Below are 16,523 nucleotides of genomic sequence, written 5' to 3'. Positions count from 1 at the left end.
GTATATAAATTTCGAGTTTTCTCTTTAAATCAGCCAATTAACCATTTTCACTGAAATTTTAGGATCAATTTGAGATGCTTTTTCACTCACAACCTGAGATCAAGCGCACATAATTACCTCTTTTTTGAAAAAACTGTTTTCCATTTAAAGATAAATAGAGTAATATTCTCTGCGTAGGGTACAGAGGTTAAGATGTTCTATCTTTCAGACCTTTATTTCACTTATAGTGATGAGCCAAATTCTGGCGCCTCAGCAACTTGTTTGCTGAGGCTTTTTTTTGCTCTTTTTTCAGACTTTAAGTAAATTTTAGAGTATTTACTTTAATAAGGAATGAATTGGCTGTATGCTAGTTTCATTGAGAACCATTGAAGCTAATTTGATGGTGCTTGAGTCTTGTTGAATTTAGCTTCTCCCCAAAAGAGCTAATATTTTTGGCCGATGATAATATCATCGGCTATTTTTTTGCCTGAGATTAACGAATAACCGATGGGAATGAGACTGAACAAAAGAGAAAAAATTGCAGTAAAAACAAAGAGGAGGTATACACAGTCAAATTCTACCATGTACACCAAAACAGGCGATATTATTCAGCGTTATTCGCTGCATCTAACTCATCAGTCAACCACTGTGGATGACACCATTCATTAAGAATTGCCAACACTTTAGGCTTACCGGTTCCTTTAAGTGATGAGAAGGGTTCAACTTGCACCCAGTCGCCAAACTCACTTAGTGCGAGACGCACTTCATTTACGGTTTTCATCTTAGCACTTTGGGCTAATTTGTCTGATTTCGTTAGCAAAGCTAATACAGGAATTTCACTAGCAACTGCCCATTCAATCATCTGCATATCGAGATCTTTTAATGGATGACGAATATCCATCAAGACAACCACGCCACTTAAACAAGCGCGTTTTTGCAAATATTCACCCAATGCTTGCTGCCATTTATTTTTCAACGCAAGTGGGACTTGCGCAAAGCCATAACCAGGCAAGTCAACTAAACGACGCTGAGCATCTAACTCAAATACGTTAATTAGTTGAGTACGGCCCGGTGTTTTACTGGTTCTTGCTAAACTTTTTTGCTCAGTTAATGCATTGAGTGCACTAGACTTTCCAGCATTAGAGCGGCCAGCAAATGCAATCTCAACTCCAACATCGCCGGGCAGATATTGATCCAAATGTGCAATGTCAGGTGCACTGATTAAAAACTTTGCCCTACGAAAATCTATACGAGATTCAGTCACTATTTACTCCGAAATTTTTCTACGCAATACCATAATTTATGAAGAATTACTTACTTTCCCACGTTTTCGTGTAAAATATTACTCCGATCACATTAATCATATTTTACCACGCTTGCGGGTCACCCTAGTAAGCTCAGGATAATAATTTAACCAGAAGTTGGAACGCCATGAAAAAGCTAGCTCTTGCGCTGTCTGTTGTAATTGCCGCCATATCTTCACCTGCGATTGCTGAAGGTAATGCTGAAGCGGGAAAAACGAAAATCATTGTCTGTTCGGCCTGTCACGGTATGGACGGTAACAGTATGATCGATATGTACCCCAAAATTGCGGGCCAACACGCCACTTACCTCCAAAAGCAACTACATGATTTCCGTAGCGCAGCACAAACTGGCGGTAAAGATGGGCGTATGGATCCTATCATGAGTGGCATGGCAATGCCTCTAAGCGATCAGGATATTCTCGACATTAGCGCATATTTTTCTAGCCAAGCAATCCAAGTGGCTGAAGCAAAAGATGTTCCTGAGTTAGGTGCTAAACTTTACAAGGGTGGTGATGTTTCTCGTGGCATTACCGCTTGTATGGCATGTCATGGCCCAGATGGTAAAGGCGCTGAGCTTGCAGGTTTTCCAACGTTGGCAGGCCAACACGCAAACTACATCAAGATCCAGCTGACAAAATTCCGTGAAGCGGGCCGCCATAATGACTTGAATGGCATGATGCAAGATGTGGCTAAAAAACTAAATGATAGCGATATCGACGCGCTATCAAAGTATCTTTCTAGCCTGAAGTAATCTTCGCGAGTGAAAAGAAGGGTGTATTGTCACCCTTTTTTTACACCACAAAGTTGACGTGGACGTAAACTGCAAAGATTCGTGCTTGACATAGATCACAGATTTCGGTTTAATAAGCCCCGTACCGAGATAAACCCATCTGTTTGTACAAAAAGATTAATAATAACTTACAGGTTTCGGTATAATTAACGTTTAAGATATAAGAATAAAGATACTCAATAACAATAATATACTTAAGACCACTCTCTAATAATAACAAGAGTCGTGATTTCCACTTGAAATCCAGGTCAGCACAATTTTGTAAGGGATGGCCGATAACGCCAATTTGCTTCTAGCAAAACACCTTACGCTAAGGGTAACTTGCCCCATCAGGACATAGTTTACATGATGTAAACTGTAGCAAAGGAAGCGATAAGCTTAGGATGCACTGGCTGGATGCTTGTTATCACAGGAAGGTACTTAAGTAACATGGATGGTTAACTCGACGTCAATGATGACGATGCTTTAAAAGATGTGTTGCGAGACCATCTACGGAAACTGTAGTAAGGATGGCGACAGAAAAAAATAAAGTGTCTGGAAGACCATTAACAAAAATAATGCAGGGAAAGCAGTAAAAAAAAGAAGGATACCGACCGGGAAAGTCGCATAGCAAGTATGGATACTTGGAATCAGGATAAGGTGCTAAAGCACCCTTTGTAAGGCGGCAGTTTAACTGCCGCCTTTTTTCTTTTGTAACACCCCATTAGTGTCTAAAATGTGCACTCAACCAATATAATTGGTACAATCAAAGCCTTAATAACCACTTCAGCAGACTCAATGCCCAGATGCCCTCTTTGTCATAACAGTCAGACACGACTCCTTCATCAAGATAAAAAGCGGAGTTTTTATGTTTGCAAGACATGTGAGTTAACCTTTGCGGATGCGAATAGCCATTTACCCCCCGCGGCAGAGAAGCAAAGATACGGTCGTTCACGCATAGCGTCGAAGCAAAAACAGTTATCGCAATTTATTTTGCCGCTGTTAGCGCAATTAGAGCAGCAACAAGCGGGCAGTTTATTAGGATTGAATTTTGGTCGCATACTCGATGATGAGAGCCTGACGACCATAGAAAATGCGGGCCACAAGTTAAATCAATATGATCCCTTTTTTGCCCCGAATCATGATGTGTTAAAGCTAGAGTATGATTTTATCTGCTGTTATCGGGTGTTTGAGCATTTTCAAAACCCTATAAAAGAGTGGACTTTGCTCTCTCGGCTACTGCATTCTGGTGGTTGGTTAGCGATAAGCACACCATTACTGACTGAATTAGATGGTTTTGCTAAGTGGCATTATAAGAACAACCTCACCCATGTGAGCTTTTATCAGCGACAAACCTTCGAGTACCTCGCAAACAATAGCGATTTTGAACTATTATTTGCCGCAAAGGACCTCGTTTTGATGCAAAAAACATCATAATCTGGTATAACACTCGGCCTAATTTCGCACCTTGTAGACAAGCTCACCCTTAGTCTGCAAGGCCATACGTTGTAAATAATTGAGAAGACCATGTCTCGTAGCAAGAAAACACGCAAGGGCGGCGAGAACAGCCCTAAGTTACAGCCAAGAGTGAAGAAGCAAGATCGCGCTGTAGCGACTGGCAAACGTAAAGATTCTGGCAATAAATCAGGTAGTCGTCATAACGAAAGCTTAATTTTAGCGCAAGCGCCGCAACAGCAGGCCGCTAAGAAAAAAGACCCGCGTCATGGCAGTAAAAAGCCTGTGGCTTTAGCAATTCCTGCGGCAGTGGTAACAGATAAAGCCGCTCAGCCAAAAGTAAAACAAGCTAAGCTGACTGACGAGCAAAAACTGCTGAAACTGGAAGAAGATCCAAGACTAAATCAGCTGTTAGATATGCTTGAAGAAGGCCGCGACCTCAACGAGGTTGACCAAAAGTGGTTAGATCAACAGCTAAATAAGATTGAAGCTCTGATGATTAAACTGGGCATTAGCGACGATATGGATGATGACACACCTTCATCACCTGCTAAGTCTTTGTCTGACGATGAGTTATTCGACAAATTCGAATCAGGCGCTGACTTACTAAAAGATTATCAAGACAAGTTCTAACCTCTCAGTGCTAAGGCATAGGGAACTCAGTTTTTAGCTGTGGCTCCTTATGCCATTCATATAAGGAGTCTCTGTGTCTACGACTATCATTATTCTCGGTTTTATCATCATAGTAGCGCTAAGTAGCTACGCCACCTTCTTAATCCTAAAACTCAAGCAGCAAAAAAAGCGTCAGCAGGCTGAACAAGCCGAGCGTGAAGTGACTGCGAACGCAAAACGTGCCCAAGTTTTAGATGATATCCGCTATATCGCCACCGCCATGATTGAAGACCGCTGTGAGATCTCTGAAGGCGTGGTCAGGATTGGGCGATTATTTGAAATCCTGTCATTAAGTGAGCGTGTGGCTCCCGATTACCCTTCATTATTCAAACACTTTGAGTTAATTAAAAATCATCCCATCATGGATGCTCGTCAAGCCTTGCCTAAGCAAGAAAGAATGAAGTTAGACTTGATCAGAATGAAGTCCGAAGCCGCATTAGAGCAAGGCATCAGTGATGATGCGAAAAAACTGGCGGATTACCAAGCCAAAGCGATGCATTAAACCAGCCCATTGCTATACCTCAAGACCACTTATATTGTGGTTTTGAGGTTATCTCGATAAAACCTGCACCAATCTTACCCTCCTTACTCCCGTGAGCCTGCGCACAAAATCGCCAAATATCGACAGACAAGCGTACTTTTTTGATAGATATTGCGTAACTTCTAAAAAGACAGACGTCATTTTTACAACCTAGATCAAGGTTATTTACTTAAGAACCTTGCATACTTCGCTTGTTGCTAATTTACCCACGGAGGACACGCCTTGAAGCAGCCCACTCAGATTAGCTGGGATCAGTCGATGATCGAAAAATATAACTACAGCGGTCCCCGTTATACCTCTTACCCAACGGCATTAGAGTTCGATGACACATTCACCGAACAAAACCTGCTGACGGCCATTGAAAATAGCAAAAGCGATAAACTGTCGCTGTATATTCATATCCCGTTCTGCGCCAAGCTTTGTTATTACTGCGGCTGTAATAAAGTCATCACCCGCCACCAACACAAAGCCGATCAGTACATTGAATATTTAAGCCAAGAAATTATTAAACGTGCCCCCCTGTTCAAACATTACAGTGTGACCCAAATGCATTGGGGCGGCGGTACACCCACTTTCTTAAATCCAGAGCAAATTTTAAAGCTGACATCATTGATTAAAGCCAACTTTAACTTTGCGGATGAAGGTGAGTTTTCAATTGAAGTCGATCCTCGCGAGATTGAGCTGTCAATGCTCGACACTCTGAAAGAAGCGGGCTTTAACCGGATCTCCATCGGTGTACAAGATTTCAATAAAGAAGTGCAAATTGCCGTTAATCGCGAACAAGATGAGCAATTTATCTTCGACTTAATGGCCAAAGCGAAAGCCATGGGTTTTGTGTCGACCAACATAGATTTAATCTATGGTTTGCCACACCAAACGCCAGAAACCTTTGCCGTCACTATGCAGCGCGTTTTAGATTTATCGCCTGACCGTCTGTCGGTATTTAACTATGCTCACTTACCTGCGCGCTTTGCCGCTCAACGTAAGATCAAAGACGAGCATTTACCTTCGCCAAAACAAAAACTCGAAATGCTGCACCAAACTATCGAGACCTTAACTGGCGCAGGCTACCAATATATCGGTATGGACCACTTTGCTAAACCCGATGACGAGTTAGCCAAATTGCAGCGCGAAGGCAGACTGCACCGCAACTTCCAAGGTTACACTACCCAAGAAGAATGCGATTTGTTAGGTCTTGGCGTATCGTCTATCAGTCAGATTGGCGACTGCTATGCGCAAAACCAGAAAGATATCCGCCCTTACTATGAGGCCATAGATAAGGAAGGCCATGCTTTGTGGAAAGGTTGTAGCCTGAACCGTGACGATGAAATCCGCCGTGTAGTGATTAAACAGCTGATTTGCCACTTCGAACTAGATATGGCGAAAATTGATGAGAAACTGGGGATTAGCTTCGAAACCTATTTCGCGGAAGATCTTAAGTTAATGCAGACATTTATCGATGATAAGTTAGTTGAAATCGTCGACAGACAGATCACTATCAGCCCTACTGGCCGTTTATTGATCCGCAATATCTGTATGTGCTTCGATCTTTACTATCGTCAAAAAGCGCGTCAGCAACAGTTCTCACGCGTGATCTAAACGCTTATTGCTGCACTCGCAAACGCTCACAAAAAATCCGACTCTAGAGTCGGATTTTTATTTATAGCTATTTTTATTAACGACTCAGAGCTTATACCAATCGTATTAAATATCTGTTCATTCAGCGGGAGTTCAACGCGCTTTAGCCAAGGCGAAGGCTTGAAGGCATAGTGGTGCTCTGTCGAAAGCCTTAAACGCAGTATAAAGCGCGTTGAAACCCGCCCCTTGGGAGCCACACAGGCATCCCACTCCCGTGTTGCATTGACTTAAAAGAGAATAACCATTTCTGCATCAATGCGCCTCGGATTGAAATGCCTGTGAGGCTCTGAACTGATTAGATATTTAAATGTGATTGGTATTACTTATGCCTTAGCGGCATAGAGTGCTTTGCGCCCACTGTCCGATAAAAATGCCATTTCAACGCCGTTACGTTGCACCTGCGCTAACTCAGCATCGGTTAACTTGAGTTCAGATTTGGCGATACGATACTCATGATTAATATCGATAGCGCTCACACCGGGATCATCGGTATTTAGGCTTATCAACACGCCTCCATCCATAAAGGTTCTGAATGGATGATCAGCGTAAGAAGCCACAGTAGAAGTATGCAAGTTACTGGTTGGGCAAGATTCGATGCCAATACGGTGCTTAGCAAGATATTCCATCAGCTTAGGATCGTGAATCGCGTTCACCCCATGACCAATTCGAGTTGCGCCAAGTTCTTGAATCGCTTGCCACATACTTTGTGAACCCGCAGCTTCACCGGCGTGAGCCGTAATCGCAAGGCCAGCATCACGAACACGTTTAAAGTGATCGTTAAATAACTCGCCAGGGAAGCCTAATTCATCACCGGCTAAGTCCATAGCCACAAGATGTTGTTTATGGGCGAGTAAGCCTTCAAGTTCTTGAGTACAAGCAGCTTGACCAAATGAACGTGACATAATGCCAATCAAATTGATTTTCACGTTATAGTCTTTTAAGCCCGCTTTAACGCCGTCAACTACCGCCTCAACTACGCCTTCAATCGGTAACTTATGGTTCATCGCCATATAGTAAGGACTAAAACGTAACTCAGCGTAATCTAAGCCAGATAACGCCGCATCGGCAACGTTTTCATAGGCGACGCGTTTAACCGCATCCAAATCTGCGAGTACGGCAACCATCCAATCGAGCTTCTTTAAGAAGGCGACTAAGCTAGTTTCTTTCCCCTGAATTTGCACAAAAGGTGCGAGCGTCTCTAAAGAATCGGCAGGTAGCGCAATGCCGTGTTGGTGTCCTAGTTCCCAAATGGTATTTACCCGCACATTACCGTCTAGGTGACGATGCAGATCCACCAATGGAATGGATGTATCAATCATATTTAACCCCTATTTGAACTACCCAGCCAATGCTTTTGTTATTTGGTCGCGGGCGGACACTAAGTTTAACACGCATTTTCGGGGGCATTTATGCGCCAAACGCATTTAAATTCACATTCAGTCACAATTCTGCTTAATATCCATACAAGGAATGGCCGCATTCATCAGGCATAATGACTTCAATAACAACGAAAATATCAGAGATCGACTATGCATAAACTCTTAACCCCCAGTTTATTGATATGCGCATTAAGCGCCTGCAGTGCCACTCAAATCACAAAAAATAGTCAAATCGCAGCGCCACAGACAATATCGGCAGCACAGTCGCAAGTTGAGCCCATAGCTCCCGCGCTGCAAGCGATTATCGACCAAAGCTGGCAATTACAGCTCAGTGCGAGTCCTGAAATGGCTTACAGCATGGGCGATGCCAGTGCCGCAGGAAAATTAGCGGATCTCTCGCCAGCCGCGCTCGCTAAGCTTAATCAAGGTCAAATCGCAGTACTAGCGCAGCTCAAAGCACTCGACCGCAGCAGCTTGAGTAAAGAAGATAGGATTAACGCTCAAATACTGGAAGATCAGATCCAAAACGATGTCGACCTATATCGTTTCAAGGATTATTACCTGCCCATTACGGCGGAAAGCGGCTTCCACGCTTATATCACGTCAATCGCACAGGGAAGATTCAACACCCTTGAGGATTACCGCAACTATATTGCCAAACTCAATGCACTCCCGACCTATTTCGCCCAGCAAACCCACTGGCTAAAACAAGGATTAGCCGAGGGAATAACGCCGCCAAAAGTGACACTCAATGGCTTTGAAGACAGTATCAGTGCTTATATCGTCCCTGTTGAAAAGAGCAGTTATTTCAAACCTTTTACTCAATATCCCAGCTATTTCACTGAGGCACAAAAAACTCAGCTGACCCAAGAAGGCCGCGCTTTAGTTGAGCAAAAAGTTCTACCTCTGTACCAAAACTTTTATGATTTCATGACTAAAGAGTACATTCCCAATGCCCGGGAAAATATCGCGGCCAGTAGCTTACCTAACGGCGCAGAATTTTATGAGAATAGGGTACGTTACTATACGACCTTGAATATGACGTCGACGCAAGTGCATGAACTGGGCTTAAAAGAAGTACAACGTATCCGCCAAGAAATGGAACAAATCATCGCGTCAGTAGGTTTTAAAGGCAACTTTGCCGACTTCTTACATTTCCTGCGGACCGATCCCCAGTTCTACACCACCAGTGCCGAGCAGTTACTCAAAGAAGCGGCGTTTATTGCCAAAAAAGCCGATGCCATGCTGCCTAAGTACTTCGGCAAACTCCCACGCCAGCCCTATGGTATAGCACCAGTGCCCGCCGAAATTGCACCGAAATACACCACAGGGCGATATTCAGGATCGAACAGCGATGATGAACCCGGTTACTACTGGGTCAACACTTATGCATTGGATAAGCGCCCACTCTACGAGCTAGAAGCCTTAACCTTGCACGAAGCCGTACCCGGTCATCATCTGCAAATTTCACTCAACTCTGAGCTAACCTCACTCCCAGATTTCCGTCGTTATGGCTATATCTCTGCCTTTGGTGAAGGATGGGGGCTATATTGCGAATATTTAGGTTTAGAAGCTGGTTTCTACCAAGATCCATACAGTAACTTTGGCCGCCTAACCTATGAAATGTGGCGGGCGGCGCGTTTAGTCGTAGACACAGGCATGCATGCCCAAGGGTGGAGTCGTCAACAAGCCATCGACTTTATGGCCAGCAATACCGCACTATCACTGCACAATGTCACTACCGAAATTGACCGCTATATTTCGTGGCCAGGACAAGCCTTGTCCTACAAAATTGGTGAGTTAACAATCAAACGATTACGTGCCAAGGCAGAACAGGAACTCGGCGACAAATTTGATATTCGTGCCTTCCACGATGCTGTGCTCGAAAATGGCTCTGTGCCTATGTCGATCCTCGAACAGCAAATCAATGATTTTATTGAAGCGAAAAAGGCGACACGCTAAGTTAATGAAATTCATGGGAGTCGGTATTTTCAGACTCCCATGGTTGTCTGTTACACTCTAACAAACCATTCAAGCCAAATGATTTGCGACTGAGTATGAGCCAAGCCAAAGCGACATTTTCGACTGAACACGATTTAAATACCTCAGAGCAGCAAGCCTTCTGGCAAAGCGTTGTTCAAGACACGCTAGCCTCTGCCGACGGCGTCACGCTGGCCTATATGATGGTCAAACATCCCCAAGCGCATACCGCAATCGTTCTCAGCAGTGGCCGAGTCGAGTCCTATTTAAAGTATCAAGAATTGGTCTTCGACTTATACCAACAAGGTTACTCTGTTTATGCCATAGATCACCGTGGCCAAGGGCTATCGGATCGTATGACAATCAATCCACACATGGGCCATGTGCGAAGATTCAATGATTATATTGATGATTTTGCACTATTTATGCAGAAGATAGTGTTACCACAAAACGACAAACAACTCATGCTACTTGGCCATTCAATGGGTGGCGCGATTGGCACTTTGTATCTCAAACAGCATCCCGATATTTTTACCGCCGCGGCATTTTCCGCACCCATGTATGGCATTAAATTACCTATGCCAAAAGCGTTCGTACGCTGGTTAGCCAGTAAACTCGATACCACACTCAATGGCGGCGAGCCTAATTATGTACTTGCAGGACAAAACTATAAACCTGTTCCATTCAAAGGGAATGAGCTAACTCACAGTCAAAGCCGATACCAAGCCTACCGAGAATTGTATGATGCTGCTCCTAAGTTACAACTCGGTTCACCCACTAACCGTTGGTTGACTGAATCTTTAGATGCGGCAGATACTTGCGTACTGGCAACGGCACAAATTCGCACTCCGATACTGATACTGCAAGCGAGTGAAGATAAGATTGTTGATAATGCGGCCCAGAATCTCGCCGTGAGTACCCATTGCCAATTGAAAGTAATCGCTGGGGCTGCCCATGAGATTTTTATGGAAAAAGACGCCTGCCGAAACCAAGCCTTAAACTATGCTCTCGACTTCTTTAAACGCTACGCAATAAAGGACGAGGACAAACAAGCTGGATAAAGTCCGCTTGGTTTAAAGCTCGACTGAATAAATAGCCCTGATAGCCATCACAGCCTAGTTCAACAAAAGCTTGATATTGTTGGGATGATTCGACACCTTTGGCGACAACGCTCAAATTGAATTGCCGCGCAGAGGTAATAAGTACATTCACTTTTGTTGGCATTGTGGTTAATGAATCGATACAACTCATATCCAATTTAACCGCAACTAATGGCTGATTAGCTAAGCAGCTCAAGGCACTCAAACCCGAACCGAAATGATCGAGGATGATGCCTACACCTGCTTCAACTAACTTAGAGACACGCTCATCGACAAACTGTGGTTGCATTAACAATGCGGCCTCATTGAGCTCAATACCCAGTTGATTAGCCACAATACCATGCTCCTTAACTAACCCAACGAATGCATCAACAAAATCAGCCTGACCAAATGAGAATGCACTGATATTGAGAGTCAAAGGAGGCAAACTCCTTCCTTGAGCCCGCGATTTCTGAATAAACAGACACACCCGCTTTGCCACCCAAAGATCAAGCTCAGCAATAATTCCCCCTTGTTCTGCTAACGCCACAAATTCAGCTGGCGGAATAAACTCTCCATCAGCACGATACCAACGCGTGAGCACTTCAGCCGAGACAAGTTCACTGGTCGCATTGATCACAGGCTGGAACATTAACGTTAAGCTATCTTGTTGTAATGCGGTTTGTAATTCCTGTTGCAACAGCTCATCACGGCTCTGGCGAAAGTCCATTTCAGCATGGTAAAAAGCGCACCCAGCTTGACCTGCTTGCTTAGCGCTTAACGTTGCCAACTCGGCACGACGCATGACTAAAGCAGGATCTAAGGTTTCTATACTATCGAGTAAACAGATCCCCACACACGCGCTCAGCTCAAAGTGATGATGACCGTAATGGAATGGTCGAGCAATCACTTGCCTTAACTCACTCGCAAGGGCTAAAGCACGACGAGCAGCGGCTGACGCATCTGCCGCTAAATCTTTAGCAAGCAAAACGAAATTACCAGACTCTAATCGACCGACCGTTATATTTTCAGTGAAATAACTCGATAAACGGGCCGCGATTTGCGTTAACAAGCGCTCTAATTCATGGGAATGTAAAGTGGCGACCAATCCTAAGCGATCCACCTCAACGAGCAGCAATGCCCCCCATTGCCCCGAACTATTACCTTGGGTTAAAAATTGAGATAAACGCACCATAAAGACATCGGGCAACATCTTGCGACCGACAACAGATTGATCTACAAGCTCAGTAATTGCAGCATGGTTCTTCGCGCTTTCTGACACATCCATATGAATGCCTATCATGCGAGTCGGGCGCCCTTGGGGATCCCAATCAACTAACATACCGCGGTCTAATACCCACACATAATGGCCATCTCTATGGCGTAAGCGGTGAACACTTTCAAATTCTTTACTCTTTCCGCTAACGTATTCCTGCAAAGCATCTAACACAATCTGCTTATCATCGGGATGTAGCCGCGTCTCCCATGTCTGGAATACTCCAGCCAATTCATCAGGCTCATAACCAATCATCTCTTTCCAGCGATCAGAAAGAAAAACCTCCCCAGTACTAATATCCCAATCCCAAATACCGTTACGCGAACCTTCCACAGCAAATAACCAACGCAATTCACTGTCATTGAGCTGTTTAACTGCCCGACTTAAACGCTCATGTGCCTGCTGCAAACTGGCTTGCAAAGATAAAACTTCAGATGAACTCCAAGGTATCGATGTCGAAAAGGAAGAAGTCCCTACCTGTTTAGCGGCCTCGCTTAATATTTGGAATGGACGGATCAATAGGAAATAGAGAATGAAGGTAAAACCAATGAGTAATAATCCACCCAGCCCCCAAACCCGCATAAAACGTTGTTGTAACTTAGCGGAAGCTTCGGCAACTAAAGGCGCTAAATCGGCTTCAAGATAAATCAAATCAACAGCCCCACCATACTGGGGAAGAACGGGATAATATGCTTGAATAGTTAAACGGTCGAGATTAACGAGGATCTGCGGAAGAAAAGCTTGAACCACAGAGCGGTGAAGGTCTACATCATAACCATCGATGACTTGAGTCGCATTGCTATCACGCCACACAGTATGATTAGCAAAACGAATACGGCTTTCAGCATCAACCAAGATATACACCATAGTGCCCATATCCAGCGCAGCTAAGGAAACCTCCTGCTCAATCCGCTCTACATCCTGTAAAGCTTGCGCCGATTGAACCACATTCTGCATGCGGAACAACTGTTGATTTATCAAAGCCGATTGTCGCTGCGCAAGTTCAGCCCTAACTTGGTCACTTTCGAACAGGTACTCGCCTATGACCAACACTAAATATAGGGTCAGCATACAAAGAGGAAGCAGTACCGCGAGCGAAAGCTTACGAAGCATAGGCAACAGATGGCCGTTAACAAAAAAATTAATATTTTTGTATGCTAACGGGAAACGAACCACTAAGCAAAAGGACTTATCAAACTAAGCGAGATCTTCATGTAAATAATCAACTTAGAGTATAAAAGTCTGAAATAAAGGAAGGAAAAAATGTAAAGAACTAGCAGAAGAACCAAAACTAAAATGAATAGAATAATGCTATATAGCATTGGTCTTTAAATGACGATTTTACAAATTGCAGACGCAAAAAAGCCAGCTTATTCAGCTGGCTTGGTTACATCTCAATGAGATAATTAGGCGCTTGGCGATGAAAACCCATCTGGGTTGTATGGTTAAGCCTCTCGAGTCATTAGTACATGTTAGCTCAACGCCTCACAACGCTTACACACCATGCCTATCAACGTCCTAGTCTCGAACGGCTCTTTAGAGGAATTAAATTCCTAGGGATGACTCATCTTAGGGCTCGCTTCCCGCTTAGATGCTTTCAGCGGTTATCGATTCCGAACGTAGCTACCGGGCAATGCCATTGGCATGACAACCCGAACACCAGCGGTTCGTCCACTCCGGTCCTCTCGTACTAGGAGCAGCTCCCTTCAATCATCCAACGCCCACGGCAGATAGGGACCGAACTGTCTCACGACGTTCTGAACCCAGCTCGCGTACCACTTTAAATGGCGAACAGCCATACCCTTGGGACCGACTTCAGCCCCAGGATGTGATGAGCCGACATCGAGGTGCCAAACACCGCCGTCGATATGAACTCTTGGGCGGTATCAGCCTGTTATCCCCGGAGTACCTTTTATCCGTTGAGCGATGGCCCTTCCATTCAGAACCACCGGATCACTATGACCTACTTTCGTACCTGCTCGACGTGTATGTCTCGCAGTTAAGCTGGCTTATGCCATTGCACTAACCGTACGATGTCCGACCGTACTTAGCCAACCTTCGTGCTCCTCCGTTACTCTTTGGGAGGAGACCGCCCCAGTCAAACTACCCACCAGGCACTGTCCCTAATCCCGATAAGGGACCTAGGTTAGAACATCAAAACTACAAGGGTGGTATTTCAAGGACGACTCCATCATGACTAGCGTCACAACTTCAWAGTCTCCCACCTATCCTACACATGTAGGTTCAATGTTCAGTGCCAAGCTATAGTAAAGGTTCACGGGGTCTTTCCGTCTAGCCGCGGGTATACGGCATCTTCACCGCAATTTCAACTTCACTGAGTCTCGGCTGGAGACAGCGTGGCCATCATTACGCCATTCGTGCAGGTCGGAACTTACCCGACAAGGAATTTCGCTACCTTAGGACCGTTATAGTTACGGCCGCCGTTTACCGGGGCTTCGATCATGAGCTTCTCTTGCGATAACCCAATCAATTAACCTTCCGGCACCGGGCAGGCGTCACACCGTATACTTCCTCTTGCGAGTTTGCACAGTGCTGTGTTTTTGATAAACAGTTGCAGCCACCTGGTATCTGCGACTCCCGTCAGCTTAGAGAGCAAGTCTCATCACCAACAGGAGCGTACCTTCTCCCGAAGTTACGGTACCATTTTGCCTAGTTCCTTCAGCCGAGTTCTCTCAAGCGCCTTGGTATTCTCTACCCGACCACCTGTGTCGGTTTGGGGTACGATTCCCACTAACCTGAAGCTTAGAAGATTTTCCTGGAAGCATGGCATCAACTACTTCAGTCCCTTAGGACCTCGTCATCAGCTCTCAGTGTGTACATTTAAGTACGTGTCCCCGGATTTGCCTAAGAACACCACCTACCACCTTAAACGCGGACTACCAACGCCGCGCTAGCCTAGCCTTCTCCGTCTCTCCATCGCAGTTAGCGGAAGTACAGAAATATTAATCTGTTTCCCATCGATTACGCCTTTCGGCCTCACCTTAGGGGTCGACTCACCCTGCCCCGATTAACGTTGGACAGGAACCCTTGGTCTTTCGGCGAGGGGGTTTTTCACCCCCTTTATCGTTACTCATGTCAGCATTCGCACTTCTGATACCTCCAGCGTGGGTTACCCCTTCACCTTCTACGGCTTACAGAACGCTCCTCTACCGCGCACAGTAAACTGTGCACCCGTAGCTTCGGTGACTAGCTTAGCCCCGTTACATCTTCCGCGCAGGCCGACTCGACTAGTGAGCTATTACGCTTTCTTTAAATGATGGCTGCTTCTAAGCCAACATCCTAGCTGTCTAAGCCTTCCCACATCGTTTCCCACTTAGCTAGTACTTTGGGACCTTAGCTGACGGTCTGGGTTGTTTCCCTTTTGACGACGGACGTTAGCACCCGCCGTCTGTCTCCCGAGTAGTACTCATTGGTATTCGGAGTTTGCAAAGGGTTGGTAAGTCGGGATGACCCCCTAGCCTTAACAGTGCTCTACCCCCAATGGTATTCGCTCGAGGCGCTACCTAAATAGCTTTCGAGGAGAACCAGATATCTCCCGGTTTGATTGGCCTTTCACCCCCAGCCACAAGTCATCCGCTAATTTTTCAACATTAGTCGGTTCGGTCCTCCAGTTGATGTTACTCAACCTTCAACCTGCCCATGGCTAGATCACCGGGTTTCGGGTCTACACCTTGCAACTAAACGCGCAGTTAACACTCGGTTTCCCTACGGCTCCGCTATTCGCTTAACCTCGCTACAAAATGTAAGTCGCTGACCCATTATACAAAAGGTACGCAGTCACGGTCTCAAGAACCGCTCCCACTGCTTGTACGTATACGGTTTCAGGTTCTATTTCACTCCCCTCACAGGGGTTCTTTTCGCCTTTCCCTCACGGTACTGGTTCACTATCGGTCAGTCAGGAGTATTTAGCCTTGGAGGATGGTCCCCCCATATTCAAACAGGATGTCACGTGTCCCGCCTTACTCGTTTTCATCAATGGTTAGTTTTCATGTACGGGGCTATCACCCTGTGCCGCTGCGCTTTCCAACGCATTCCACTAACACCCCACTGACTTAAGGGCTAATCCCCGTTCGCTCGCCGCTACTAGGGGAATCTCGGTTGATTTCTTTTCCTAAGGGTACTTAGATGTTTCAGTTCCCCTCGTTCGCCTCGCAACACTATGTATTCATGTTGCGATAACAGCTTATGCTGCTGGGTTCCCCCATTCGGACATCGTTAGCTCAAATGCTTGTTACTAGCTCGCCAACGCTTTTCGCAAGTTACTACGTCCTTCATCGCCTCTGACTGCCAAGGCATCCACCGTATACGCTTAGTCGCTTAACCATACAACCCAAATGAGTTTCACTCATCTGCGCCGCATTGCGACCAGCTTGGTTTTACTTGTCTCACTTCTGACCAAAGAAGTGGACGCGCCTTAGACGTAAACTATT

Annotated in this window: 11 protein-coding genes and 1 rRNA gene; 7 read left to right on the top strand and 5 right to left on the bottom strand. The window is 45.3% G+C overall.

Translation table 11 applies throughout. The features are described 5' to 3' along the window. Positions 1-583: 583 nt before the first annotated feature. Positions 584-1,243 carry a ribosome biogenesis GTP-binding protein YihA/YsxC gene (yihA, locus tag L5L98_RS12480; RefSeq protein WP_006079362.1) on the bottom strand — a complete coding sequence of 220 codons (660 nt, stop codon included), beginning with the start codon at positions 1,241-1,243 and terminating at the stop codon, positions 584-586. A 167-nt stretch (positions 1,244-1,410) separates the two neighbouring features. On the opposite strand from yihA, the gene L5L98_RS12475 reads away from it, so the two are divergent. From L5L98_RS12475 to hemN, 5 genes are all read left to right on the top strand, one after another. Continuing rightward, positions 1,411-2,034, top strand: a complete 624-nt coding sequence (locus L5L98_RS12475; RefSeq protein WP_105250761.1) for a c-type cytochrome — start codon at positions 1,411-1,413, stop codon at positions 2,032-2,034. Between the two features lie 816 nt (positions 2,035-2,850). After that, positions 2,851-3,489 (top strand): class I SAM-dependent methyltransferase, encoded by a 639-nt coding sequence (locus L5L98_RS12470; RefSeq protein ID WP_105250762.1) that lies wholly within the window; start codon positions 2,851-2,853, stop codon positions 3,487-3,489. Between the two features lie 90 nt (positions 3,490-3,579). Continuing rightward, the gene (gene yihI, locus L5L98_RS12465; RefSeq protein ID WP_105250763.1) at positions 3,580-4,140 is read left to right on the top strand and encodes a Der GTPase-activating protein YihI; all 561 of its coding nucleotides are present in this window, start codon (positions 3,580-3,582) and stop codon (positions 4,138-4,140) included. A gap of 73 nt (positions 4,141-4,213) precedes the next feature. Further along, positions 4,214-4,681 (top strand): DUF2489 domain-containing protein, encoded by a 468-nt coding sequence (locus L5L98_RS12460; protein WP_212599427.1) that lies wholly within the window; start codon positions 4,214-4,216, stop codon positions 4,679-4,681. Between the two features lie 261 nt (positions 4,682-4,942). Further along, positions 4,943-6,319: an oxygen-independent coproporphyrinogen III oxidase gene (hemN, locus tag L5L98_RS12455; RefSeq protein WP_263141251.1), complete on the top strand. Its 1,377-nt coding sequence runs from the start codon at positions 4,943-4,945 to the stop codon at positions 6,317-6,319. A gap of 26 nt (positions 6,320-6,345) precedes the next feature. Here the strand turns inward: hemN and L5L98_RS12450 are convergent, their stop codons facing one another. Next, positions 6,346-6,555: a hypothetical protein gene (locus L5L98_RS12450; RefSeq protein WP_263141248.1), complete on the bottom strand. Its 210-nt coding sequence runs from the start codon at positions 6,553-6,555 to the stop codon at positions 6,346-6,348. 126 nt (positions 6,556-6,681) lie between these two features. Beyond that, positions 6,682-7,677 carry an adenosine deaminase gene (add, locus tag L5L98_RS12445; RefSeq protein WP_263141246.1) on the bottom strand — a complete coding sequence of 332 codons (996 nt, stop codon included), beginning with the start codon at positions 7,675-7,677 and terminating at the stop codon, positions 6,682-6,684. A gap of 210 nt (positions 7,678-7,887) precedes the next feature. On the opposite strand from add, the gene L5L98_RS12440 reads away from it, so the two are divergent. Both L5L98_RS12440 and L5L98_RS12435 read left to right on the top strand, forming a co-directional pair. Then, positions 7,888-9,699, top strand: coding sequence for a DUF885 domain-containing protein (locus L5L98_RS12440; RefSeq protein WP_263141244.1), 1,812 nt, complete (start codon positions 7,888-7,890; stop codon positions 9,697-9,699). Positions 9,700-9,794: 95 nt separating this feature from the next. Beyond that, positions 9,795-10,778: an alpha/beta fold hydrolase gene (locus L5L98_RS12435; RefSeq protein ID WP_198573810.1), complete on the top strand. Its 984-nt coding sequence runs from the start codon at positions 9,795-9,797 to the stop codon at positions 10,776-10,778. On the opposite strand, the gene L5L98_RS12430 is transcribed toward L5L98_RS12435, so the two are convergent. Together L5L98_RS12430 and L5L98_RS12425 are read right to left on the bottom strand one after the other, a co-directional pair. After that, positions 10,735-13,185: a GGDEF domain-containing phosphodiesterase gene (locus L5L98_RS12430; RefSeq protein ID WP_263141238.1), complete on the bottom strand. Its 2,451-nt coding sequence runs from the start codon at positions 13,183-13,185 to the stop codon at positions 10,735-10,737. The two genes, L5L98_RS12435 and L5L98_RS12430, sit on opposite strands and share 44 nt — an antisense overlap. Positions 13,186-13,513: 328 nt before the next feature. After that, a 23S ribosomal RNA gene (locus L5L98_RS12425) occupies positions 13,514-16,416 on the bottom strand. Between the last annotated feature and the right edge of the window lie 107 nt (positions 16,417-16,523).

This window comes from Shewanella sp. SM23 (assembly GCF_025654295.1).
Classification (GTDB): domain Bacteria; phylum Pseudomonadota; class Gammaproteobacteria; order Enterobacterales; family Shewanellaceae; genus Shewanella; species Shewanella oncorhynchi.
This window is presented reverse-complemented; position numbering and strand designations above follow the sequence as displayed.

Excerpts from the sequence above, each read along its gene's own strand:
- L5L98_RS12470 (WP_105250762.1), top strand. The coding sequence starts at position 2,851 with ATGCCCAGATGCCCTCTTTGTCATAACAGTCAGACACGACTCCTTCAT.
- L5L98_RS12440 (WP_263141244.1), top strand. The coding sequence starts at position 7,888 with ATGCATAAACTCTTAACCCCCAGTTTATTGATATGCGCATTAAGCGCC.
- L5L98_RS12475 (WP_105250761.1), top strand. The coding sequence starts at position 1,411 with ATGAAAAAGCTAGCTCTTGCGCTGTCTGTTGTAATTGCCGCCATATCT.
- L5L98_RS12435 (WP_198573810.1), top strand. The coding sequence starts at position 9,795 with ATGAGCCAAGCCAAAGCGACATTTTCGACTGAACACGATTTAAATACC.
- add (WP_263141246.1), bottom strand. The coding sequence starts at position 7,677 with ATGATTGATACATCCATTCCATTGGTGGATCTGCATCGTCACCTAGAC.
- L5L98_RS12430 (WP_263141238.1), bottom strand. The coding sequence starts at position 13,185 with ATGCTTCGTAAGCTTTCGCTCGCGGTACTGCTTCCTCTTTGTATGCTG.
- yihI (WP_105250763.1), top strand. The coding sequence starts at position 3,580 with ATGTCTCGTAGCAAGAAAACACGCAAGGGCGGCGAGAACAGCCCTAAG.